The organism is Paenibacillus aceris, assembly GCF_017874035.1.
GTDB classification, from domain to species: Bacteria; Bacillota; Bacilli; order Paenibacillales; family NBRC-103111; genus Paenibacillus_E; species Paenibacillus_E aceris.
In genome coordinates this window covers 105,196-130,944 of sequence record NZ_JAGGKV010000004.1, presented here as the reverse complement: position 1 = coordinate 130,944, position 25,749 = coordinate 105,196, and the positions used below count along the sequence as shown (strand labels likewise).

Here is a 25,749-nt window from a genome sequence, read left to right as displayed (position 1 = left end):
CGTAAAAAATTCAATTATTATCTAGTTGAATACCCTATACAATTTAATTATCAAGATGCGCGGGGGGGAGTGTCCAGGCAAAGTGACTCTATATGTCGGTTGGGATACATAATGTATCGAATATCGTCGAAGATTGGAAGAGCAATCATAGGAGCAACAATAAGAGAGTTAGGGGAGCTGCGCTCCTCTATCCTCATTACAACTCAAGGAGGAAGCCCATTGAGGAACAGAAGTAAGAAGTTCGTTCAAGTATTTTTATCTTGTTCGCTATTCGTTTCGATGATACATGCCATCGTTCTTCCAGAAGGATCGGTGCAAGCTGCTTCGACGACTGGTCAAGAGCTGCTCGACGTTGGTTTTGGAGGCTCGTTCACAAGCGCGAAGGGTTATACGGCTTCCACAGGGGAAGTGATAGACGGTGCGCTTGCCAGGCGTACGGGCACGGAGTCCATCACAGCAGGGCAAGGCGTGATTCTAAATGGAGGAACTGACGGTATTGACTACACGCCAACCGTCTCCTTCGGCACAGTGACCAATGATAAACCGCTTCTCATCGAAGCAAAATTCAAGCCGAAGGCGGCAACTTCACAAACTGCGCTGAGTCCCATTATCGCAATCGGCGGGAACATGTGGGTGCGATATCAATCCGCATCAACGCTTGAATACGGATTTTATGCTAGTAACGGCGCTGCTTCGGAAACGGTGAAGGGGACCGTTCCAGCGCCTGCTGCTGATCAGGACCATGTGATTGCCCTCGCATACGAGCCTGCTGGAAATGGAGCGGTGCTGCAGGCTTTTCTTGACGGCAAAGCGCTTCCGACCGTCACGTCTACACTCGGAAAGGCAGCCCGCGCAAGCGCGCCAAAAGGAGAGATCGGATTCGGCAACGATGTTCACCCGTCCGCGCTCAGCAGGGGCTTTAAAGGATCGATTTCTCGCGCGGTGATTACCGGCTATTCTGGAACCTTTGACCCGTCGCTGCTGAAGCTAATGAGCTTATCCAGCGTGAAGAGAAGCTTATCTCTGCAAGGGTTGGGCAGCCTATCGAATACAACGTATACCCCTGCGCAAGATGAGCTTCTTCAAGGGCAACTGGAAGTAAACGGCGCTCAGATTGCAGGACTTGGCCGACTAAACATGAGCGGTGCCGGATCTCGCATCCAGTTTACTCCTACAGTCTCACTTGTAAGCGGAGGTAAACTCGCAGCGGATTTGGTAACGGAAATTCTCGCTGCCCCTTCCGCGATTCGGCCGGGCTCGGTCATCATGGATGTGGCAGGAGCTGTAACATTGAAGCGTTCAGCAACCGGGGAGTCTCTTGAAGTATTGGTGAATGGCCAGTCCAAAGCGACAGTCGATATGTCCGGTAAATTTATCGGCGAATATGTGCATCTTGGCTTGTATTACGATGATCGGAGTGATGGAACTGCAGCCGTCAGCCTTTGGTCAGGCCAGCAGCAGCTTGGCCAAACCATTGCGTTAACGGCTAAGCCGAACGCAGACCGCACGAATGTCATTTTTGCCGGAGATGCTGGAGGCACAGCAGCGGCAAGCATGACCGGCGAAGTCTATGGTGCGGCTGTGGGTACAGTCGAGGGGGCTTTTAAGGCCGACTTGATGGGGCTGCTTGGCGGTCCGTGCACGCTGCCGGAAGGTTTGCAGCCAGGTGTGCGTATTCCAATTAAAGCCAACGAGTGTGCCGCAGTTCTGGCCGAGAAAGCGTCGCTTGTTCGTCCAGACCAGCGGCAGGTGGATTGGCAGCGGTACGAGCAGACTGCTTTTCTGCATTTTGGCGTGAATACGTTCACAGGTCAGGAGTGGGGGACAGGCGACGAGAATCCGAACGTGTTCCAGCCGACAGGACTGGACACAGACCAATGGGCGCGATCGCTGAAAGCCGGAGGCTTCAAAATGGCTATACTGACCGTTAAGCATCATGACGGCTTCCTGCTCTATCCGTCGCGGTATACGGATCATGATGTGGCAAGCAGTTCATGGCGCAATGGTACAGGAGATGTACTGCGCGAATTCGTAACCTCTATGCACAAATATGGCATTAAAGCCGGTGTATACTTATCGCCTGCCGATGAAAACGCCTATGCCAAAGGCATTTATGCCAATGGCAGCTCACGCAGCGAGCGGACCATTCCTACGTTAGTCCCTGGAGACGACCGGACAGGGAAAACGGATATGCCTAGCTTTCATTTGCAAGCAACAGACTACGGGGCGATATTTTTAAACCAGTTGTACGAGGTGCTAACCGAGTATGGCGCCATCGACGAAGTGTGGTTTGACGGTTCACAAGGCCGTATTCCTGCTGGGAAAGTAGAAAATTATGACTGGGACAGCTATTACTCGCTAATCCGTTCGCTTGCGCCGCATGCCGTAACAGCGGTGTCGGGAACGGATGTCCGCTGGGTAGGCAATGAGTCGGGCTCCGCCCGTACGAACGAGTGGAGTGTTCTCGCAGCGAAAACGACTCCGAATGGAAGCTTGACCTACAGCCCAAGCTATTCGTCCCCAGATCTTGGGAGCCGTGCGGCACTGGCAAGCGGAGCTGCAAACGGGATGGAGTATCTAACCTGGTTTCCAGCTGAATCTGATGTGAGCATCCGGTCGGGCTGGTTCTTCCATGCCGATCAGCATCCGAAATCGGTTAGTCAACTGCGCGATCTGTATATAAATAACGTTGGTCGCAACGCTGTGCTCTTACTGAACATCCCGCCAGATAAAAGCGGGAAGCTGCCTGATGAAGATGTCGTCAGATTGGCGGACTGGCAAAAGCAATTGAAACGCGAGTTCTCCATGAATCTCGCAGCGGGTGCTGAGGTGTCGGCAGACAATGGTGCTTCCGATTCAGATCCCAAGCAAGCGAACGATGGCTCTTATGATACTTCCTGGACTTCGGCTTCAAAGCAGCCTAGCAGCGTAACTTTTAAACTAGGTCAGCCAACGACAATCGATAAAGTCGTCCTGCAGGAGGACATCAACTATGGACAGCAAGTAGAATCTTATACGGTTGATGTCCGCAGTTCCGATGGCACTTGGAGCCCTATTGTCACGGCATCCGTCATCGGGTACAAGCAGATTTTCAAAATGCCAACCCCTGTCACCGGTCAGGAGTTCCGCGTGCGAATTCTTGGTTCGCGAGGACCTGTACATTTGGCGGAGTTCGGTCTTTATCGCTCTGTACCGGCCAACCAACCGTTTGCCGATCTTAGCGGTGACGACTCCGTAGATCAAGGTAAGCCGTTTGTTTTGAATTACGGATTAAACGGTGTGTCGGGGAACATGACGCAAGGCGTTTATGCGCAGGATTTCACGATTGATTATGACGCAAGGGCATTTGAATTTGTTTCGGCCGTTTCACTGAAGCCGAGTGATGTCGAAGTGATACAAACGAGCAACCCTTCACCTGGCAAAGTGCGCATCATTCTAGCAAGTTTGGGCGGTGATCATTCGGTTAAGCAAGACGGCGATCTTGTGCAATTGAACTGGAAAGCGAAGTCGAGTGCGCCGTCAGCTGAAAGCAAGTTGACTGTATCGGGTGTCATCCTTGCAGATGCAGCTGGTCAAGAAATTGCTGCAGTCGGAGCGGAACAAGGCGTAACCGTTCGTGCTGTAGTGGATACAGCAGCTCTGAATACTTTGATTCAGGAGGTGCAAGCGGCTCACGATGGAGCTGTGGAAGGCAATTTGGCCGGTCAATATCCGGTCGGATCCAAGCAGGCCCTTCAGTCGGCTATCCACGCTGCTCGTTTGGTTGCGGGCAATGAGGCTGCGACGCAAGCTGAAGTGATTTCCGCTGCTGCTGTATTGCAAGCCGCGTTCGATGCATTCAAAGCATTGATCATCATTGGAAATGTGGATTTAACGCAGCTGAATACGTTGATTAATGAATCGCAAACCATTCACGATGGAGCTGTCGAGGGCACTTTGGCCGGTCAATATCCAGCTGGATCGAAAGAGGCGCTTCAGGCGGCTATCGATGCTGCCCGGTCCGTAGTGAACAATGCTTCCGTAACGCAAGAGCAAGTGAATGCGGCTGTGGCCGTATTGCAATCGGCGCTCAATACGTTTAAATCCTTGGTCATTCAAGGTACCGTAGGCGATGTGAACGGGGATGGCAAAGTGAGTATCGGGGATCTAGGCTTTGCTGCGGCTAACTATGGCAAAAACGCCTCAAGTCCTGACTGGAATGAAGTCAAACAGGCAGATGTAACCCACGATAACGTAATTGACATTAACGATCTTGCGGCTATCGCGAATCAAATTATGCAATAAGCTGCTGCATGGCGTGAGCTTAGGGAGTTTTTCTCTAAGCTCGCTCCAATGATTGGTTTTGACTGTAGGAGGAACAACGCAAGGAATACCAATTTCATTGAAAAGGTGGTTGCATATGAATTTAATAAAAACGACTTTCAATGATGGCCTATGGAGAAAGACAACAACTTTGTTCCTTGCAGCTGCCATTGCCGTTCCTGTGTTCAGTGTACCGCTTTCGCAAGCGGCGGAGACTGAACCTGTTAGCAGTATTCCTGCCATTTCCCCTATCCCGCAATCAGTTACAGCGAGGGGGCAAGGTTTCGCCATCCCTGCGGAAGTAGGTCTCATAACAGGCAGCGGCACCGATTTGGCAGCCGTTCAAGCCGTAGAAATCATTTTGCGGAATGCGGGGGTTCAGAACATCAAGCGCGCAAATGATAACAGCGCCGTTCCTGATGCTCAAGTAAACGTCTGGGTTGGCGGGCCTTCAGAGAATATGGCTTCGGGCTCCGTCCTGCAAAGTTTGGGTACGACAGGACCGGAAGATTTGCAAGACGATGGATACGTGCTGGCGTCAGGGATTGATCAAACGGGTCACAAAAACATCGTTCTCGCAGGTAAAAATCAAACCGGCACTTTCTATGCGGCCCAAACACTGCGTCAGGTCATTACTTCTAAAGATTCCAGCTATTCGATCCCAGGACTTGCGGTCAGAGATTGGCCGAAGATGAGTTGGCGCGGATCCATTGAAGGTTTCTACGGCGATCCATGGTCGCATGAAGACCGTCTCAGTCAGCTGGCATTTTACGGGGAGCAGAAAATGAATATGTACATCTATGCTCCGAAGGATGATCCGTATCACCGGGATAAGTGGCGTGATCCTTATCCGGCCGATAAAGTGGCCCAGATTGCTGAGTTAATCGACAAAGCGAAGCAGGAGCATGTGGAGTTCGTATTCGCCATTTCTCCGGGTAACACTGTGTGCTTTTCGGACAATGCGGATTTCCAAGCTTTGACGGCAAAAGCGCAAGTGATGTGGGATAAAGGCGTACGTTCTTATGCGTTATTCCTCGACGATATTAATAAAACATTGACTTGCAATGCTGACAGAACCAAGTTTAACAGCGATGCCAACCCGCCGGCGGCTGCGCAAGCTTTTCTGCTCAATCGGTTCAAAACAGAATTTATCGACACTCATCCGGGAGCTCACCGCTTGATCACAGTTCCGACGGATTACGCCAACATTACGACAACGACGTATATCAACCGTTTTTCCGCGCTTGTTGATCCGAGCATTATCGTACAATGGACGGGGCCGGCAGTCGTGCCTGCAGGCATTTCCGTATCGGACGCCGATAAAGCCAAAGCAATTTATAAACACGATCTGTTGATCTGGGATAATTACCCGGTTAATGATTACGCACGGGATAAAATCTACTTAGGTCCGCTGTATAACCGGGATGCCGGATTAGCCGACCATGGCATTATCGGCCTAACAGCGAATCCGATGAATGAAGCGGAAGCCTCAAAAATTGCACTGTTCTCCATTGCGGATTATTTGTGGAACCCACAAGCATATGATCCTGATAGCGCTTGGCAGCTTAGCATAAAGAGACTAGGCGGTTCGGCTGCAGAAGCGTTAAAAACATTTGCCGAGAATCACTATTCGTCGCCTTTAAATGCCAAGGAATCGCTAACTTTGCGTCCGCTAATCGATAACCTTTGGACGGTATTTACGGGCAGTGGAAATATAACAGATACAGTGAACCAATTAGTTTCCGAATTCACGAAGCTGCAGCAAACTCCTGGCATTTTGCGCAGCACATTAGGGAATGCGAACTTTATCTCCGAGACTAACCTTTATTTGAATAAGGACGAATTGTATGGAAAAGCAGGCGTAGAAGCCGCTCAAATGCTGCTTTCCCAGAAGCGCAACAATAAGCAGCAGGCGGCAGCGCACAGAACGGCGCTGGATACTCTAATAAAGCAGATCAGTGTCATTACCCAAGTCAAGGGGAATCAAGTCTTTGAAGACTTCTTCACACGCGCTATCCGGGAAAATGACAATTGGCTAGGCGTTGTTCCCGCAACTCCTTTCCCGATTACGACAATGGGGACGTACCAAACGAATACGCCTAACAAAATGCTTGACGGTAATCTCAATACCTATTTCTGGAGCAATAGTAATCCGGCTGTAGGCGACGTGTTAGGTGTGGACTTAAATGAAGTGCGTAAAGTAACCAACGTACAGGTATCCATGGGCAAGTCCGGAAGTCTGTCCGATTATATTCATCACGGCATACTTGAATATTCCGTAGACGGAGCGAATTGGACGCCGCTTGCCACTTTGGAAGAGCAATCCGAGATCAATGTTGCGGTTGACAGCCAAAAGGCACGATTCGTTCGCATCAGGGTAACAGACACGCAAAATTTCTGGGTCATTGTCAGAGAATTCAAAGTAACATCCGAGGCGATACCCAAGGACCCTGCTGTCGTATTGGGGGGAGAAGATACCGTTCAGACAGGAGAACCTTTTACGCTTCAACTCGGGCTGGATCATGTGACGCAAAGCGTATATGCGCAGGACATCTCACTAGAATACGATACGAACGCAATGGAATTCGTCTCAGCGGATACCATTCAGGACGGAATTCATTTGCTGGGAACTGTGAAAAATCCAACCGGTAAAGTTCGTCTGATTACGGCAAGCGAAGGCGCCGCACATGGCGTTACGGGCAGCGCGCAGCTGCTGAAACTCACTTTCAAAGCGAAACATGTGACGCAAGCGATGGAAGGGCTGATCACTGTTTCCGATATGACTTTGGGCGATAGTCAGGGAATGGAAACAAAACTGGCATCATCTGCAATAGGCATACAAATCACGCTTCCTCCTGTTGATAAGTCGGATTTGAATAATCTTGTTCGTGAAGCTCAAACGGCACACGATGCGGCCATAGAAGGCACGGAAATCGGCCAGTATCCGGGTGGAGCGAAACAGCTGCTACAAGCAGCAATCGATGCGGCTAAACTCGTGGCGAACAATGGCAATGCTACACAAGAACAAGTGGCTGCTGCAGTCGCTGCCTTGCAACATGCGTTCGATACCTTTAAAGCTTCAGTCATCACGCGAGATTTGGGTGATATAAACAGCGATGGGAAAGTGAGCATTGGGGATCTTGCGATCGTGGCATCCTTCTACGGCGCAACCTCAAGCAGTCCGAATTGGGAACAAGCGAAGAAAGCCGACGTCAATGGTGACAACGTCATCGACATCTTCGATTTGGCTGCGATTGCGACGAAAATCATCGAGTAATGGCAGATTAGAACGCTTCTATTAATGGCACGGACTTACATGCTTTTTGTTAAGTTCGTGCCTTTTTTTGGTTGATAAGAAAGTATAAGTTTTATACTTTTGCTTCGCATCTACCTTGGCAAACGCGCTCGTCCTAAAAGGATGACGAAGTATAGGGGAACTACAGGCCGCTATTTTGCCCAAAAGATCCCTTTGCGTGAGGGAGAGGGAACGAGGGTCCGCTATTTCGTCATTTTTACTCATAGTTGGACGATGGAGGTGAAATAAGGCCCTGTAGTTCCACTCCAACCTACGAAATTCCGCTATTTGCTTAAATAAGGGAATGGAGTTCTCTTATTTACGGCGGGGCATCCATATTTGGGATCAGTGTATATCTGAAAATCGCTAGGAGATAGCCTTCTTTTTACAAAAAAAATATAAAAAATGATTCCATAGTCTTACTGATTCGAGAATAAAAAGCCGAAAAAATACATATTGTAGGAACCTTTGTCGAATGTATTGTCAATTATCATTCTCTCGAATAAGATCACAGAGTAACTGGTTGTTATTGTGTGTGTTTATATTGTTTTGGTTTTGTAAAGGGCTATGGCAAGGAATTAATTTTATCTCGGGAGGATGTCCAAGTGAAAGTTACGTTTAAGCAAGTTTTCATTTCTACGCTAACAGCTACACTCTTAGCAACTTCAGGTTTATCGGTTACGCTGCCGTTTATGGCGCAAACCGCCTATGCCGCAGTCGCTGCTTCGGATTACGCGCTTCAGATGAAGTATGAAGACAATGCTGTCGACAGCTCCGCAAATGCAACCAGTGTTACGGCCGTAGGGAATCCGACTTATGTGCCGGGAAGAGATGGGAAGGCGCTCAACCTCAACTCAACGAGTGCGAACAGGCAATATTTGAATTTGGGTAAACCAGCGAATCTTCAGTTTGGCACGAACACTAACTTTACGTTGGCATTTTGGGTGAAGTCGCCTGGTGTAGCGAGCGATCCGCCGGTTATTTCGAACAAAAACTGGGCAAACGGTGCCAATGTTGGCTATGTATTAGCGCTACAGTCGAATAATAGCTTGAAATGGAATTATAACACACAGGGCAGCTCCCGGGCGGATGCCGAAATTCCGAACGTAGCTGATGGAAAATGGCATCACATTGTTGTTTCTCATGATCGAACAACCGGACGGGCAGATTTCTATAAAGATGGAGCTCCCGTCGTGGTTTCCGTGAAAAACGGCAGCTTGTACCAAGGCATAACGAATAGTATGAATATTGCCGGTAGAACGGGAACGATTGATTCCGGACTAGCCACGATGATCGGCAATGATGGTACGGGAGCATACGCAGTGAATACGTTTGATATGCAAGTGGATGAGATGCAGATCATCAAACGGGCTGTAACTGCACAGGAAGTCGGGGACATGTTTAATAGTGCGCCTCCGGTGCAGCAAAATGATAATTTCAAAGGTTCTTTGAATTTAATCGGTGCTGAGCATGCGGTGCAGGGGAGTACATTCCGAGTCAACTTAGATCTTCGTACGCCGACCATGAGTACGGCGGTGGATAAATCCGTTATCGAACTCGCCTATGACAGCAGCTTGTTCGAATTCGTAAGTGCAACGAAAGCGGTATCTGCGGATACGTCGACACCTGGCATCGTGAAATTAGAAATTCCGGGAGGCATCGTATACGGCCAAACAAATCCGCTAGAATACAGCAAATCGAGAATTTCCGAAGTGTTTTTTAAAGCGAAAGCAGCTTCCGGACAAGGACAAATTCAAGTGAGCAAGGCAGAATTCTATACAGGCACAACCAAATTAGTAAATGAAGCGTTTAATTCGCAGCCTGAAACGGTTCAAATCCATCCGAAAGCGGCAGAGGATTTGAATAAGGACGGCGTTGTCACGGTAGGCGACCTGGCGCTTGCGCAGGGCAATTCGACCGATCTGCTGAACCGTATTGCTGCAAATGCGCAGTATGTTCCCTATAAAAGGGTTGTCGTTATCGGGATGGACGGCGGAGGCTTGTCCGTGATGCCCAATGCGCCGTACTGGGAGACGCCAAGTTCTTTGAAGGAGCAAGTCGGGAGCCGGCAAATTGCGCCTAACCTGCGAAGTCTGATTGAAAAAGGTGCGGCAAGCTATACGGCCAAAACAACGCTGCCTTCAAGCTCGTCGCCAAACTGGGGGGCGATGCTAAACGGCGTAGACTTTAGCAAGCATCAGATCGATAATCCCGACAGCGGAATGTATTATTATTCGGAAACCTCACCATATCCTTCTGTCTTTAAGAAGGTGAGAGAAGCACTGCCAAACAAGAAGCTGATGGCTTTTGCCACATGGAAAAATATTGTGGATGGTCATATTGAACCGTCAGTCGGTGTTGAGATCGGGACGGGAGGCGACGAAGTCGATGCTGCTGCCTTTGCTCAATATGTGGCTAGCGGAAAAGCACTGGATACGTCGATGATGTTCATCCAATTAGACGATATGGACCATGCGGGTCACACTTACGGCTTCTATACGAAGAAGTATTACGAGCAGTTGACGAAGACGGATCTAAATGTAGGCACAATCGTAAACTCGCTTCGTGATAAAAACCTGTTGGACGATACGCTCATTCTCATGCTTCCAGATCACGGCGGAGGGACGGAGAATGCGAATACAACGCTGGGCAGCGCTACTTCGCACGGTCAAGACTCTCCGCTAGCGACAACGATTTTCTTTGCGGCTAACGGCAGAACGGTTGCTACGGATACGGGCAAAGAGAAGATTTTACAGGGAGGAACGACGAAAGATTTGTCTGCCACGATATTAAAGGCGTTAGGCATCAACGGAACAATCGGCGATTCTCAAGTGATTAACGGGATGTTCGTCGCGCAAAAAGATCAGAATAAAGCGGACGCGCCAAATTTACAGCTGACCAAAGTGGTAGCTCCAGCAACGCAGCAGCTCAAGCATTATGAGTTAGCCCTTAGCAGTTTGCCATCGGCTGCGAAAGCAATGGACGTCGTGGTTGCGACGGACGGTTTGAATGTAACAGCGGTAGAACCTGTTCAAGAGGGTGTCACGGTGCTTCGAAGTGAATCGGCGAACGGACGCACGAGAATCGTGCTGAACGCAGAGAACGGCATAACGCCGGATGCTGCTTTGCTGAAGCTTCAAGTGACACAGCAAGGAGAGAATGCGTCAGCAGCGCTGGAAACAGCCGTAGTTGCCAACGCTCAGGGCGGAGAAACGCTGCCGAATCTGAAGAGTGCAATGCGCGAAGATACAGCTGTGCAGATTCCTGTGACGGGTTTGGAGCTCGACAAATCTGCTGTAAGGGTCAAACAGGGGCAGACGACTGCGTTGACAGCTACTGTACTGCCAGCGAATGCGAGTAACAAGAACGTGACTTGGAGCAGCAGCGATTCTACGGTAGCAAGCGTAGAGAGCGTAGGAGGTAAGGGAATTGTAACCGGACTGAAGGCAGGGACGGCCACGATTACAGCCACGAGTGTCGACGGCGCCATTCAGGCGACTAGCCAAGTGACTGTGGAAGCAGCGGTGCCTTCAAGTGCGGAGACAACACTTAGCAGTGTCTCTTCTGTCCATGCAGGCAGTGACTTCGTTGTACGCTTAGGACTAGGCAATGTAACGAGTCAGGTATATGCACAGGATCTTGTGTTGAGTTACGATGCGAACCTAGTGGACTTCGTGTCGGTCAAGTCCGTCAAGGATAAAGTAAGCCTTGTAGAGACGAAGAATACGGCAGGCCAATTGCGGTTTATTCTGGCCAGCCAAGGCTCTGGGAACGCCGTTACAGGCGATGCACAAATGCTTGAGGTAACTTTCAGAGCAAAGTCTATCTCGCAATCGGCAAACGCAGTGATCAATGTGTCAAGCGCAACGCTGGCTGACGGGACAGGTGTGGAGACGACAGCAGCTTTATCGACTGTAGGGGTAAATATTACCGTAGGTGTCCAAGGTGATATTAACCATGACGGTAAAATAAGTATCGGTGACCTTGCTTTTGCAGCTGCTCATTACGGTAAAACGACATCCAGCGCAGATTGGCAGGAAGTGAAGGCGGCGGATGTAACCGGTGATGGCAGCATTGACATCAGTGATCTCGCAGCAATTGCAGCGAAAATCTTAGAGTAACAGAAGATGAGGAGATCGGAGAAGGGTGCTTCTCCGATCTCCTTCTACATCAACAGCTTCAACTTGTGCGGTGCGGTGTAAGATGGATGATACAAAATGTGTCGAATTTCTACGGAAAACTACCTGAACGAATATTTTGTCGAAATGAAGATTAGAGGTTTATTTCGTAGATCGTAAACCACCCGCTATCTAGTAGTAATGAAGTAAAGAATTTAAACGAAAAAGTAAAGATTATGCACATGAATTGGCTAATACGTATTGTATCATATTGGTAGGCTATAGCTTCTCATACGATACAAAGGAGCCGTGTACAATGCAATTTATTAAAACGTTTAAACGCACTGTGTCTTTCGGTGTGGTTTCGCTCTTGGTTGTGAATGTGGTTAATTTGCCCATCGGAAGCAGCCACACAGCCTATGCGGCAGTCATTCCATCGCCATCGGCCATACCCACTGTAGTCAGTACCTATGTGGTTGCTGATAAATCGCAGATCGCGCTGCTGGGCGAGCAAGTGCAGTTAAAAGTAATGGCACATCTAAGCGACGGATCTGATATCGAGTTGAAGAAAACGACGGCTTCCAACTCAACGGATCCTCTGCTGAGCAGCGTTCATTATTCATCGACGGTTCAGGGCGTAACGATCAATGACGCAACAGGCATTTTGACTTACGATGGTTCTGCGGGTAATGTTCCTCTGGATGTTAAAGCTGATGTGAAGTATCTGGATGTGAAGTACTTTGAAGGCTTTGAAAACGGGAATCTAGGCAGTTTTAGTTATGATCCTGCCGCAAACACGACAAATACATCCGTAGTTGCAAGCAAAGGGGCGGGTGTTCCAACACACAGCGGAACATATAGCGCTAATCGCACGGGTACCGCAAATAATACTGAAAGAGTAGATATGGGAGCAGCGTTGAATGGTACGGTAACAGCGTGGTTTTATAATGGATCTCCTGCCGGCCAATCACGAAATAATATTTGGGTGGGAAGCAAAGTTACGACAAGTTCCCCTGTTGGGGCAGTAGATGTAACCAATGGGTTAATCCTTGGGGAACACTGGGATGGCGCAACGGGATCGAGTACGAATTTCGTATCGAGGCTTATGAACTCATCTTTTTCGGCTACACCGGTATCTAGAGGAACAGCGCCGGCTTGGCATGAGTTTAAATGGGACCTAACATCGGGTACAGATGCCAAAATGTATGTTGACGGGACGCTGGTTGGAACGACAACGAAGGAAACCAAATACCAGTATGTCGCTTTGCTTGGGAATTGGGCGCCTAATAATACCTTAACTTATTATGATGATATTAAAACCACACAGCTTGGAACGAGTCTTTCGACCACATTATCCATACCCGTAACGACGGCAGATTTACAAGGATTAACGGTATCGGGTCAGGGCGGAGCAGCGGACATTACAACAGATGCAGGAACATTGCAAATGACATCAACTGTAAATCCTGCCGGCGCACCTACGATGGTTACATGGAAAGTGGAAAATACAGATGGTACGCCAACGGACAAAGCCGAGATTTCGGCAACGGGTTTATTGTCGGCAAAAGGAAATGGGACTGTTAAAGTAACAGCCACCTCGACTGTTAAGCCGGAAATTTCCAATAGCGCTTTAGTCACGATCACAGGACAAACCGTAAAAGCAACAGGCATAACGATACAAGCACCATCGGGAGCAACAAGCTTTACGACACTTGATCCTGTTACGCTCAGCGCTTCGGTCATACCTGTTAACACGGCAGATCCGACCGTCACATGGGCTATTGTGCAAGGGGCAGACGTCGCCACGATTTCGAACACAGGTGTTCTTACCCCGGTGAAAGCCGGTACGGTTCAAATTCAAGCAACATCCAATGACTCTAGCGGTGTGAAAAGTAATATTCTGCAGCTCACGTTCGATGTCAAGATGACATCTCTGACAGTGACAGGAGCAGGCGGAGCAGCAGCGATAACTTCCAGGGGAGGACAGCTTCAAATGGGAGCGACCGCTCAACCTGGAGGAGCGGCAACCAATAACGTGGCCTGGACAGTAGAAAATGGGACGGGTAGTACATCGATCAGCAGCACTGGCCTATTGACTGCCGTTTCAAACGGTACAGTGACCGTAAAAGCAACGGCTCAAGACGGCAGCGGTGTCGTCGGTCAAACGAACATCCTAATTTCGGGGCAGGGAAGCCATACCTTCTATGTCAGCTCGACTTCAGGAGATGACGCGAATGATGGACTGAGTGAAGCCTCACCATGGAAAACACTGAATAAAGTGAGCAGCACGACGTTTATCCCTGGCGACAAGATTTTGTTGAAAGCGGGCGATTCATGGGACGGTCAATTATGGCCGAAAGGTTCGGGAGCAGATGGCAGCCCGATCATCATCGACCAATATGGCACAGGCAGCAAGCCCCTCATCAACGGGAAGGGGAATAATTTCGATAATACGATCTACAATTCAACAACGACATACAATACGGGAGCTGTTTTTCTAAAAAATCAGGAATATTGGGAACTCAACAATCTAGAAGTAACGAACGATGACAATTTTCTGATCGAGAACAACGATTCTGCTGCGCTTAGAGCGGGTATCTTTTTTACCATCGATGCTAATGAAAGCGATCGGGTGTATAACCACATTTATATCCGAAACTGCTATGTGCATGATATTGACGGGAATAACAACGCTGGCCCTAAAGAAAACGGCGGAATTATCGGTGTCGTGAAAGGAACGGCTTCCTTAAGTCAAGCTACAGCGGCCAGATTCAATGATGTAAAGGTTGAAAACAATACGATTCGTAAAGTTGATCGCGTGGCTATTCGCGTTGCGGCTCATACGAACTATGTAGGCGACGATTCATTCTCTACAACGGCTACATTTAAATATGGCAATTGGAACACAGGCTTCTATATTGCTCACAACACCATGGAAGATGTGGGCGGAGACGGCATTATTTTACGCGATACTGATGGTGCCGTACTGGAATACAACTACCTGAACAAATTCGGAACTCGAGTGGCGAGCAGCAACGCCATTGCAGGGATTTGGCTGGCGGTCGCCAAGAACACTCTTATTCAATATAACGAGGTTACGGGAGGACCTGCGAATAATCAAGACGGCTGCGCTTTTGACTTTGACGAATTCCTGATCAATACCGTGTATCAGTACAATTACAGCCATGATAATCCGATGGGCTTTATGCTCCTCATGGGCACGAATGAAAACGATGTCTTGCGATACAACGTCAGCCAGAACGACGGTATTATTTTCCGTCACTTTGCTTTTGACGAGAAGACGACAGGTTCCATTTATAATAACGTGTTCTATTATGACGGCAGTAAAAACCAGATCATGGGTTCCGGCAACACGGTGAAGAGCGGGTATAGCTTCTATAATAATATTTTCTATAATACAAACCCGGCGACACCTACGAATTGGTTGAACAACAGCTGGAGCAATGCTTTATTCAGCAACAATGTGTTCTATGAGGCGGGAGGCGTTCATCCAGCGAATGAACCTAGCGATGCTAACAAAGTTACGGCTGATCCGAAGTTTGTAAGTCCAGGCGGAGCGGGATCAGGGCTGCTGAGCGCAAATGCTTATGAACTTCAATCAGACTCGCCTGCAATTGATGCAGGGAAATCGATAAGCAATAATGGCGGGAAAGATTATAAAGGTAATCCGTTGTATAAAGGATTTGCGGACGTTGGAGCTTTCGAATACCAGGGCGATACAACAGGAGTAAATCACCGTCCATTGATCACGAATGCGAAATATAGCGTGAAAATTGACCGCCCGGTAACAGGCAGACTGTCTGCAAGCGACCCCGATGGCGATCAGATTCATTTTTCAATCGTGAGTAATGGGGCACTGGGTACTGTTCAGCTTATAGACAGCAATACGGGTGAGTTCGTCTACACGCCTAATCCTGGTGCGACCGGGAACGATAGCTTTACGTTCAAAGCGTCGGACGGCTTGTTGGATTCTAATGTTGGCACAGTAACTATAGCCATTGCACAGTCCAATCTGCTGCAAAACGGTGGTTTCGAAGCGGGTACAACCACGCCTCCTCCCGGTTGGACTTCATTCTATGGGACTGGCGCTACAATCGTCAGCGAACCGGCCAATGTACACTCCGGCAGCAATGCCGTAAAGTTTGTAAGCAATAATTCAGGTGCTGAACAAGTGGTGAGCGGATTGACACCGAATACGAATTATGTCGCTAGAGGTTGGATCAAAGTTATGGATGCCGGAAATACCCAAAGTATCGGCGTCAAAAATTATGGCGGTACACAGATTTCTAAATCGATAAGCACATTGAATTATTCAGAGGGTAAAATCATTTTCAAAACAGGTGCCACGAATACATCAGCTAATATCTACTCATGGAAAAATACAAATGCAAGCAATGACGGCAAAGTGGCTTATATTGATGATTTTTCACTTTCGTTATATGAGAACCCTACAGCTGTAAGTGCAATTGTGAACACAGTTCAAGGTGCTGTATATAGCGGCAATCTGGCGGTTAGCCGTTTTGATGGGGATGCTCTTACGTATTCCATTGCACAAGCCGGTACGAAAGGGACAGTCGTCATTACAGATCCGGCAACAGGAGCGTTTACGTATACGCCGAATGCAGGCGCAACAGGCACAGACACGTTTACCTTCAAGGCAAACGACGGGATTGCTGATTCCGATGCGACTGTAATTACGGTCAACATTGCGGCTTCACCGACCAAGGAGCTGTCAACAGAGCTTACAGGCAGCAACTCAGTAGGGACCGGAGAAACATTCAAGGTTACTTTCGGTTTGAAGAACTTGTCACAAGCGGCACTGGCGCAGGATATCACCATTGACTATGTCGCGAATACGTTGGAATTCGTTTCTGCAAAATCGGTGATTGACGGTGTCTCCATTCTGGAGCCGATTACGCAATCAACAGGTAAGCTAAGACTGATCATTGTCAGTCAAGGAACAGCCCATGCGGTTAACAGCAACGCGCAAGTTGTAGAGTTGACTTTTAAAGCCAAAGTTTTCGCGCAAAATACGACGGGAACCATCACCGTGTCCAAAGCGGTTCTTGGGGATGCTCAAGGTGGGGAAGCAGAAGCGGCAGCTTCCAGTTTCAGCGTAGCGATTATTGCTCCAACTCCTGGCATTCCTGGCGACCTTACAAACGATATGAAAGTAACAATCGGCGATTTGGCTATCGTCGCGGCTAATTACGGCAAAGATGCGAGCAGTCCGGATTGGCAGCAGGCGAAGAAAGCGGATGTTACTGGCGACAATGTGATTGACATTAATGACCTTGCTTTTGTAGCGGCTAAAATTATTGAGTAAAGCAAAAGGGGGGAGTGCAGGCGGCTCCCCCCTCTTTTTTAAACGTTTAGCCGATGTGATGACTAGTTGAATGAACGGACAGAATCAGCCTTAAGGAGGTATTCATGAGACAAGATAAAGGTACATCGAAGCAGCTTCCGTCTATAAAAAGAATTTCCTTTCACCTACTTCTAACTCTGCTCGTTATGATCTATGTAATTCCATGTTCGCCTGTTGCATCAGCGGCATCAGGGTCTGTAGATGAATACGATGTGCTTCGAGGTAAAATGTTCACTTATTTAACAGGAGGAGACACCTACGATCCGAATGATCCGGATATCTCAGCGAACATCAAATTTAAGAGCGATAACGTGAGCAATGCCAATCTAACCGGGTACTGGGATACGATGAACAAAGCGGCAAACAGAACTTTTTTATGGGCAGATTTGCAAAGTACGACGAAGTCCGCCGAGGTTTCATCGCATTTTACCCGTTTGAACCAAATGGCGATTGCCTATTCTACGATAGGCTCTCCCTTATATCACAATGAAAATCTCAAAAATGATCTCATCAGCGGTTTGGACTGGGCCTATGCCAACCGCTACAAAGAATCAAAAAGTGAATATGACAATTGGTGGGACTGGGAAATTGGAACGCCTCAGCTCGTCAATAGTACGCTAGTGCTTATGTACGATGATTTGACTCAGGCTCAAATTGATAATTACATGCGGGCTATTGACCGTTTTGTTCCTAATCCCGCTATACGAACGGTTAGTTCGGTAGTGGAAACAGGAGCGAATTTACTTGATAAAGCTTATGTAGTTGCTCTTCGCGGCGTTATCGGCAAATCGAGCGCCAAAATTACACTAGGCAGGGACTCGATGAGCCCAGCGTTTCTATATGTGAAAAGCGGAGATGGTTTTTACGAGGATGGCTCTTTTATTCAGCATACTTATGTTGCCTACACAGGTGGTTACGGAGATGTGCTGCTCGGAAGAATGGCGGATCTGCTTTACTTGTTGAGCGGATCTACATGGCGTATTACGGACCCGAATGTAGCCAATGTGTACAGATGGGTAGAGGAGTCTTACAAGCCGCTTATTTATATGGGGGCGAGCATGGACAACTTGAAAGGACGGGGAATATCGCGGCAAAGCGGCAATGATCATACAACGGGACGGTCCATCATCCTTAGTATGCTTCGTCTGGCAGAAGGAGCACCGCCTGAACAATCGACAAAGATCAAGCGGATGGTGAAGGAATGGATCTCAACCGATACAACCTTCGCCAACTATTATACCGGAGCGGGCATGTTCGAAATGATCCTCGGCAAAAGGCTGATGAGTGACCGGGCGATCACTCCCCAAGGCAAGCTGGTGGGTCACTATCAATTTCCGGGAATGGACCGCGTTTCCCAGCTTCGGGAACATTTTGGACTTGGGATCAGTATGTTTTCGCCTCGTGTTTCTGCTTTTGAATATGGCAATGGCGAAAATATCAAAGGGTGGTTTACGGGAGCCGGCATGACGACTCTGTACAATAATGACTTGAAGCAGTACAGCGGTAATTACTGGGCTACTGTCAATATGTATCGTCTGCCTGGCACAACAACGGATGGTTCCGGCAGTGGAACGCCTGTTGACTGGAAAAATTATTCGAACCCGAACACATGGGTTGGCGGCTCGTCTGTCGATCAAGTATATGGTTCCGCAGGAATGCAGTTTTCGCTTTCTCAACTTACAGGAAGTGCCTTGCAAGGTAAAAAGTCATGGTTCATGTTCGGTGATCAAATCGTCGCCCTCGGTTCCGGTATTGGAAGTACAGATGCCGCACGCACGGTTGAGACCATTGTTGAAAACCGTAAATTAAATGAAAACGGCGACAACGCGTTAACCGTAGACGGCGTGACCAAGCCAAACGGGCTCGGATGGTCGGAACAAATGACAAATGTGCATTGGGCGTATCTGGCCGGAAGCGTTCCAGGTTCCGATATCGGCTATTATTTCCCTGGTACTGCATCCATTAGCGGACTAAGGGAGTCCAGAACAGGCACGTGGAAGCAGGTGAACACGGGGGGAAGTACGGATCAAGTGATGAATCCATTTCTGAGCCTCGCGTTCAATCATGGCAAGTCTCCTGCGAATGCTTCCTATGCTTACGTCGTGCTGCCGGGCAAAGATGCGGCGGCAACAGCGAGCTATGCGGCTAACCCGGATATTCAAATTCTCGAGAATTCAACCGATGCCCATGCGGTGATGGATACTGCTCTGCATGCGGCAGGAGTTAACTTCTGGAATGATGTAACCAAATCTGTGTATGCAAACAATGAACCATTCATCACAAGCGATAAAAAAGCGTCAGTCACAACGCTTGAAACGAACGGGCAAATCCATATTGGGATTTCTGATCCTACAAAAGCGAACACAGGAACGATTCAGGTTGAAATAAACCGCAGCGCAACCGGCGTCGTTTCTCTCGATCCCGGAATTACGGTCACCCAGTTCAGCCCGACGATCAAGATGGTCGTGCATACAAATGGAGCATTTGGTAAGTCGTTTGCGGCCAACTTCAATTTGGTGACGACTTCCAAGCCGGATGCACCTGTATTGTCAAGCGCAGAAGGCGGTGCTTCGCAAGTCATGTTATCTTGGACGGGAGTTCAAGGGGCAACCGGATACCGTGTGAAGTATGGCACGTCTCCGGGAACCTATACGCATACGGTTGATATTAGCAGTGTGAGCGTCGCCAATCAATTTGCCGTTACGGGATTGAGCATTGGGAAAAAATATTATTTTGCTGTATCGGCAACCAATGCAGCAGGTATGAGCGACAGTTCCAATGAATTATTCTCTATACCGATTCCAATCGTTACGCTTTTGCCAGAAGCAGATGTGTATGTCCGGGACGGCACATATGCCAGCACGAACTATGGGACAGCAGACACTTTGGTGACAAAGCAGGATGCTGCAGGTTACGCCCGGCAATCTTTCTTGAGATTCAATCTTGACTCTGTTTCAGGAACGATTGAGAGTGCTAAAGTTACACTCGTTCCGGTTGGAGTAAGTATGGCCGGCACAACGAATCAGGCTCAGCTTGTGAATGATAACAGCTGGGGAGAGACAGCTGTTAATTGGAATAATAAGCCTGCCGGAGGTGCGGCATTTGCGACTTGGGCCGTTACAACAGCCTATGCTCCTGTAACGTTTGATGTAACGAATCAAGTGAATGGAGCGCTTGCCGCAGATAAGAAAATGTCACTGTTGATTGCTTCCACCTCGAATCAAGGAGCAAAGGGCGACGTATCTTACGCATCCAAAGAGCATGCAACGGCATCTTATCGACCTGTTCTTGAGGTTACTCTAAGAAGTTCTGATAACCATGCACCGGTAGCAATGGGAATGCAGGTAACGACTACGGAGAATGCACCGGTCACGGGTACACTCAGCGCTAGCGATGAGGATGAAGATGAGCTTACGTACGCCATTGCAGAAGGTGGTGCGAAAGGAACGGCAGTGGTGACGAATTCTGCAACAGGAGCATTCACATATACCCCTGCTCTGGGAGTGACAGGCACTGACACCTTCACCTTCCGCGTAAGCGACGGTATAACGGAATCCAATACAGCAACGGTAACCATCAACATTGCGGCTTCACCAACCGTGCTCTCCACGGAGCTTACAGGCAGCAGCACGGTAGCGACCGGAGAGTCGTTCAAGGTTGCTTTCGGTTTGAAAAACTTGACACAAGCGGCATTGGCGCAGGATATCACCATTGATTATGACGCGAATACGATGGACTTCGTTTCTGCAAAGTCGATGATTGACGGTGTCTCCATCCTAGATCCGATTAAGCAATCGCCAGGTAAGCTGAGATTGATCATTGTCAGCCAAGGCACAGCCCATGCGGTTAACAGCAGCGCGCAAGTGGTGGAGTTGACCTTTAAAGCCAAAGTTTTCGAGCAAAATATGACCGGAACCATCGCGGTGTCTCAGGCGGTTCTAGGCGATGCGCAAGGGGGAGAAGTTCAAGCAGCAGCTTCTAACTTCAGCGTAGCGATTCTAGCACCGATTCCCGGCATTCCTGGCGACCTAACGAACGACATGAAAGTAACGATCGGCGATTTGGCCATCGTAGCAGCCAATTACGGGAAAGATGCGAGCAGTCCGGATTGGCAGCAAGCGAAGAAGGCGGACATGAATGGCGACGACAAAATTGACATTAGCGATCTTGCTTTTGTTGCGGCGAAAATGATTCAGTAAAGACGAGAAGGTGGAGAAGGATGAAACGAAAAATCATACTTGGTGCATTAGTGTGCAATCTATGCTGTTCTTTAGCCTTAATAGCTCCTGCTTATGCGGAGGACGCTTCCCAATTTGTGATGAAGACTTCGGATACCGAATCAACGGGTGAATTTACCGTTACTTTGCAAGGGGAAAATATCCAGGATTTATATGCTTATGAAGCGAAATTCTCCTTCGATGCCAGCAAGTTTGACGTCGTTAAAGCAGAAACGAAGATAGAAGGCTTCTCGGTTTCTCCCATAGTGAAGAATAATGAAGTCATATTTGCGCATACCAAGATTGGCAAAGTGGATGGCGAGAACGGGAATGTGGACATAGGGACGATTACTTTTAAGGCAAAAAAAGTAGGGACTTCCAATATTACATGGACTTCGATGAAAATCGTGGATCATAATTTGAAAAGTCAGTCCATTGCGCTCACTAATTCCGCTGAATTCACCAAAATCTTCAGTGATCTTGCCGGCCACTGGGCCAAATCGGATGTTATGCTGATGGTCAGCAAAAACATTGTGGAAGGGATGGACGACGATCACTTCGCGCCGGATTCGAATGTAACAAGAGCACAGTTTGCAACCTTGCTTTCCAAAGCATTGAACCTTAAGGACGGCGCTGGACAAAATCCGTTTGCTGACGTTGCTGCCGGCTCCTGGTATGAGGACACCGTGAAGAAAGCATTCGCAGCAGGACTGATCAACGGAGTTTCCGATGATGCGTTTGCCCCGGAAACGAACATTACCCGTGAAGAAATGACAGCGATGCTCATGAGAGCGAAGGCACAGGCTACGGGAACGAAAGTGGAAGACATGACGGCAAGCACGTCAATCCAGTTCAGTGATGAAGGTGCAGTCAGCGATTGGGCGAAAAAGGTTGTCGGACTCGCCGTCGGTTCCGGGTTAATGAATGGCCGGACAGAGCAAGAATTTGCTCCGCAGGAACACGCGACAAGGGCTGAAGCGGTCGTTGTGCTCAAGCGTTTATTGTCTGGAATAGATGCTAAATAGTCTGTAGTTTTAAAAGATTGCCTCTGCTTGGCCCACTGGCCAGGTGGTTGGCAATCTTTTTCATTTATTGGGTGACAAATGTAAAAATAGTACACAAATCAGTAAATATCAGATTCATATGTGAAATTGAAAAAGCTATATAGTAGATCTATACAAACAACTCGATAGAGAGGTGATCGGCACATTGATCGATCAAACAGAAAGAGTCGCGTTAACTTCATCCTCGTCAAAGCGAAGAGCTTTTTGGAACCAGACGAGAAAAGAAGCGTTCGCGGGATGGTTATTTCTTTCGCCCGTATACCTTTGTATACTGGTGCTTGGCGTATTTCCGGTCTTATTCTCCTTGTTTTTAAGCTTTTGCCAATGGAATTTAGTTGGAGGGCTAGCTAGTATAAAGGTAGTGGGACTCGATAACTTTAAGCTGCTCTTTGAGGATGATAAGTTTTATACGGCCTTGAAGAACAACTTAACTTATACGGCAATTACAGTGCCTATCGGACTTTCTCTAGCTTTGATTTTGTCGTTTCTTATACATGCCAGAGTGTTTGGCCAAAGTTACTTTAAAATTGCTTTTTTTATTCCGTATATTTCTTCAATAACGGCGCTGGGTGCGATATGGAGCGCTTTGTATCATCCATCTTTAGGTCCGATTAATCAGTTCTTGGTCCGTATGGGGATCACGACTCCTCCCAAATGGCTGGCAGATACGCACTTCTCGCTAACATCCATCATGATTATCGCCATCTGGGCTGCGCTTGGCTATCAAATCATTATCTTTATTGCCGGATTGACGACTATCCCGGATGAGCTGTATGAGGCTGCGAATATGGACGGCGCTTCGTCCTTTCAGCAATTTTTCCGAATTACATTCCCGTTGCTTGCGCCAACCACATCCTTCTTGTTTATTACGACACTGATGTCATCCTTTAAGGTATTTGATTTAATCGCTTTTCTAACGGGCGGAGGGCCGAACGATTCATCAACCGTGCTTGTGTACCGGATCTATGAGGAAGGCTTCCAGAACTTCAGGATGGGCTACGCATCAGCAATTTCTTGGGCGCTATTCTTGATTATTGGAGGCGTCACTTTGATTACTTACAGACTACAGAAGCACTCCGCTTACGAGTAGCAGAAGGGAGAGGACCTGTTTGTTGCAGAAAAAATCAGATGTTTCAAAGTGGATAACCACGTTGATGATGGGATTGTTTTCGTTGATATTCCTCTTACCGCTGCTTTGGATGCTCTCGGCAGCCGCTAAGTACGAGAAGGATGTCATGGTATTCCCTATTCAGTGGATTCCAACCAAGTGGAACCTTGTCAACAACTTTAGGGAAGTTTGGTTTGGCAGCGTGCCGTTCACTTTGTTTTATTATAATTCATTAAAGCTGGCACTTATGATTACGCTGGCGACGTTAATTTTCTCATCTATGGCAGCTTTTGCGTTTACGAAATTACAATTCCGTGGCCGGAATATGGCATTTGCCATTTTACTTTCCTTGATGATTATTCCTTCGGAATCTACGCTTGTGCCTCGTTACTTGCTGCTCAAGTGGTTGCACTTGTACAATACCCATGCCGGATTAATGCTGATGGGGATGTTTTCGACCATTTATTTTACATTCCTGCTTAGACAATTCATGGCTTCCATTCATAGTGAATATCTTGAAGCGGCCAAAATAGACGGAGCGGGATATGTTAGAATGTATTTGCAAATCATCATGCCTCTATCCAAACCCATTCTGGCGACAGTGGCCATTATCAAATTTATTTGGGTCTGGAACGATTACCAGAATCCGCTGATTTTTCTAATTTCCAAACAGTTATATCCGATTCCGCTGGGCTTGCAGCTTTTTAAAAATGAGTTCGCCGACAATTATGCGGTATTGATGATGGCCTCTGTTGCTGCCATTTTCCCTTTATTTCTGATTTTCATTATTTTGCAAAAGCAAGTGATCAAAGGAATTTCGCTAGGCGGAGTAAAAGGCTAATAATTCGACCAATTGGGGGATGTCACATGAATAAAAGAAGTGCAGTTTTACTTGGCGGCGCATTATTGACGATGTCGATTTTAAGCGCATGCAGCTCAGGTTCGGATAAAGGAAGCGCAAGATCTGAGGCTGCAGCAACAGGCGCGGCCCCAGCTGCGGCACAAACGGCTGCAAAGCCTGTAACACTTAAATTTTACACATGGGATAATGAATCCAATCAAATCGCACGTCAAAAGATGATCGATGCTTTTCATGCCAAATATCCGAACGTTACGGTACAGAATGTATCCCTAGTGCCTGGGAATTCCGTTGAAAGCATGAAAAAAATGGATGTCTTGATGTCTTCCGGAGAAGAGGTCGATGTCCTTGAGTATGGGAATATCGATGAAACGTTAGCAAGAGCTTCAGCCGGTGTCCTTGCTCCGCTAGATGAGTTTTATGCCAATGGGAATGTAAACCCGGAAGAGGACTATTACATCAATCCTAAAGCGAATGGGAAATATTACGCAACGATGCTAACTTCAAGCCCTTATTTTGTTTTGATCAATGAGGATGCGCTGAAAGAAGCCAATCTCTCGCTGCCATCCTTCGATTGGACATGGGATGATTTCCGGGAGTACGCGAAAAAACTATCGAAAGGCGATGGGAACGATAAACGATACGGCGCATACTTTCACACATGGGGCGAGTATACGAACCTGATTGCGTATTCGGATCTCAAGAGCCCTTACTTGACCACCGATCTGAAGCCTGGCTTTAATGATCCTTCCTTTGCTTATTTCTTTAATCTGCGTCGCGCTATGGAGAAAGACGATAAGTCCGCTAAACCTCTGGCTGATGTTGTTGGAGCTAAGCTAAGCTACATAACGGAATATTTGAACGGGAAAGCAGCTATGCTGGCTACGGCGCCATTCATGTTGGATAATGTGATGAACAAAGAGAAGTATCCGCACACGTTTAAATCCGTCATTGCACCGCTGCCTCGCTCATCCAAAAATGGAGAACTAGGCATAACGAATATCGGGGGATCTTACGTTGCTGTTGCTTCCAACTCCAAGCATAAGCAAGAAGCATACGATTTCATTCGTTATATGACGACAGAGCAAGAGGCAAGACTCGAACTGTCCGGATATAAAAAGGCTGACCCGAAAGCGATTGTAGAGCGCTTGTATGGCAAAGCGGCGGATATTATCGATGTCACGACATTGCAAGCAACGATCTTTGATAAAAAAGTAAAAACGAACTTTGATCCTGCTGTTTCCGTTCCTTATGGCAACCAATTGAAGGGAGTGCTGGAAAAGGGCTTCAGCAAATTTATGCTCGACAACACAACGGCTGAGGAAGCTCAGAAGTGGATGATGGATGAATCGGACAAAATTGCCAAACAAAATTCGAAATAACGGGTTTAACAGCGATTA

9 protein-coding genes are annotated in these 25,749 nt (G+C 47.9%); all 9 read left to right on the top strand.

What is annotated here, in order from left to right:
- Positions 1-219 precede the first annotated feature (219 nt).
- A complete protein-coding gene (locus J2Z65_RS09775; protein WP_167053208.1) occupies positions 220-4,284 on the top strand; it encodes an alpha-L-fucosidase in 4,065 nt (1,354 codons plus the stop codon).
- 115 nt (positions 4,285-4,399) lie between these two features.
- Positions 4,400-7,579, top strand: coding sequence for a beta-N-acetylglucosaminidase domain-containing protein (locus J2Z65_RS09770; protein WP_167053210.1), 3,180 nt, complete (start codon positions 4,400-4,402; stop codon positions 7,577-7,579).
- A gap of 623 nt (positions 7,580-8,202) precedes the next feature.
- Positions 8,203-11,718: an Ig-like domain-containing protein gene (locus J2Z65_RS09765; protein WP_167053212.1), complete on the top strand. Its 3,516-nt coding sequence runs from the start codon at positions 8,203-8,205 to the stop codon at positions 11,716-11,718.
- A gap of 313 nt (positions 11,719-12,031) precedes the next feature.
- Positions 12,032-17,062, top strand: coding sequence for an Ig-like domain-containing protein (locus tag J2Z65_RS09760; protein ID WP_167053214.1), 5,031 nt, complete (start codon positions 12,032-12,034; stop codon positions 17,060-17,062).
- 104 nt (positions 17,063-17,166) lie between these two features.
- The gene (locus J2Z65_RS09755) at positions 17,167-21,300 is read left to right on the top strand and encodes a polysaccharide lyase family 8 super-sandwich domain-containing protein (protein WP_167053216.1); all 4,134 of its coding nucleotides are present in this window, start codon (positions 17,167-17,169) and stop codon (positions 21,298-21,300) included.
- Positions 21,301-21,320: 20 nt separating this feature from the next.
- A complete protein-coding gene (locus tag J2Z65_RS09750; RefSeq protein WP_167053217.1) occupies positions 21,321-22,343 on the top strand; it encodes an S-layer homology domain-containing protein in 1,023 nt (340 codons plus the stop codon).
- A 187-nt stretch (positions 22,344-22,530) separates the two neighbouring features.
- The gene (locus J2Z65_RS09745; RefSeq protein ID WP_167054345.1) at positions 22,531-23,472 is read left to right on the top strand and encodes an ABC transporter permease subunit; all 942 of its coding nucleotides are present in this window, start codon (positions 22,531-22,533) and stop codon (positions 23,470-23,472) included.
- A gap of 64 nt (positions 23,473-23,536) precedes the next feature.
- Positions 23,537-24,331 (top strand): carbohydrate ABC transporter permease, encoded by a 795-nt coding sequence (locus tag J2Z65_RS09740; protein ID WP_240159534.1) that lies wholly within the window; start codon positions 23,537-23,539, stop codon positions 24,329-24,331.
- A gap of 26 nt (positions 24,332-24,357) precedes the next feature.
- Entirely contained in the window at positions 24,358-25,731 is a 1,374-nt protein-coding gene (locus J2Z65_RS09735) for an ABC transporter substrate-binding protein (protein ID WP_167053221.1), read from the top strand.
- Positions 25,732-25,749: the final 18 nt, after the last annotated feature.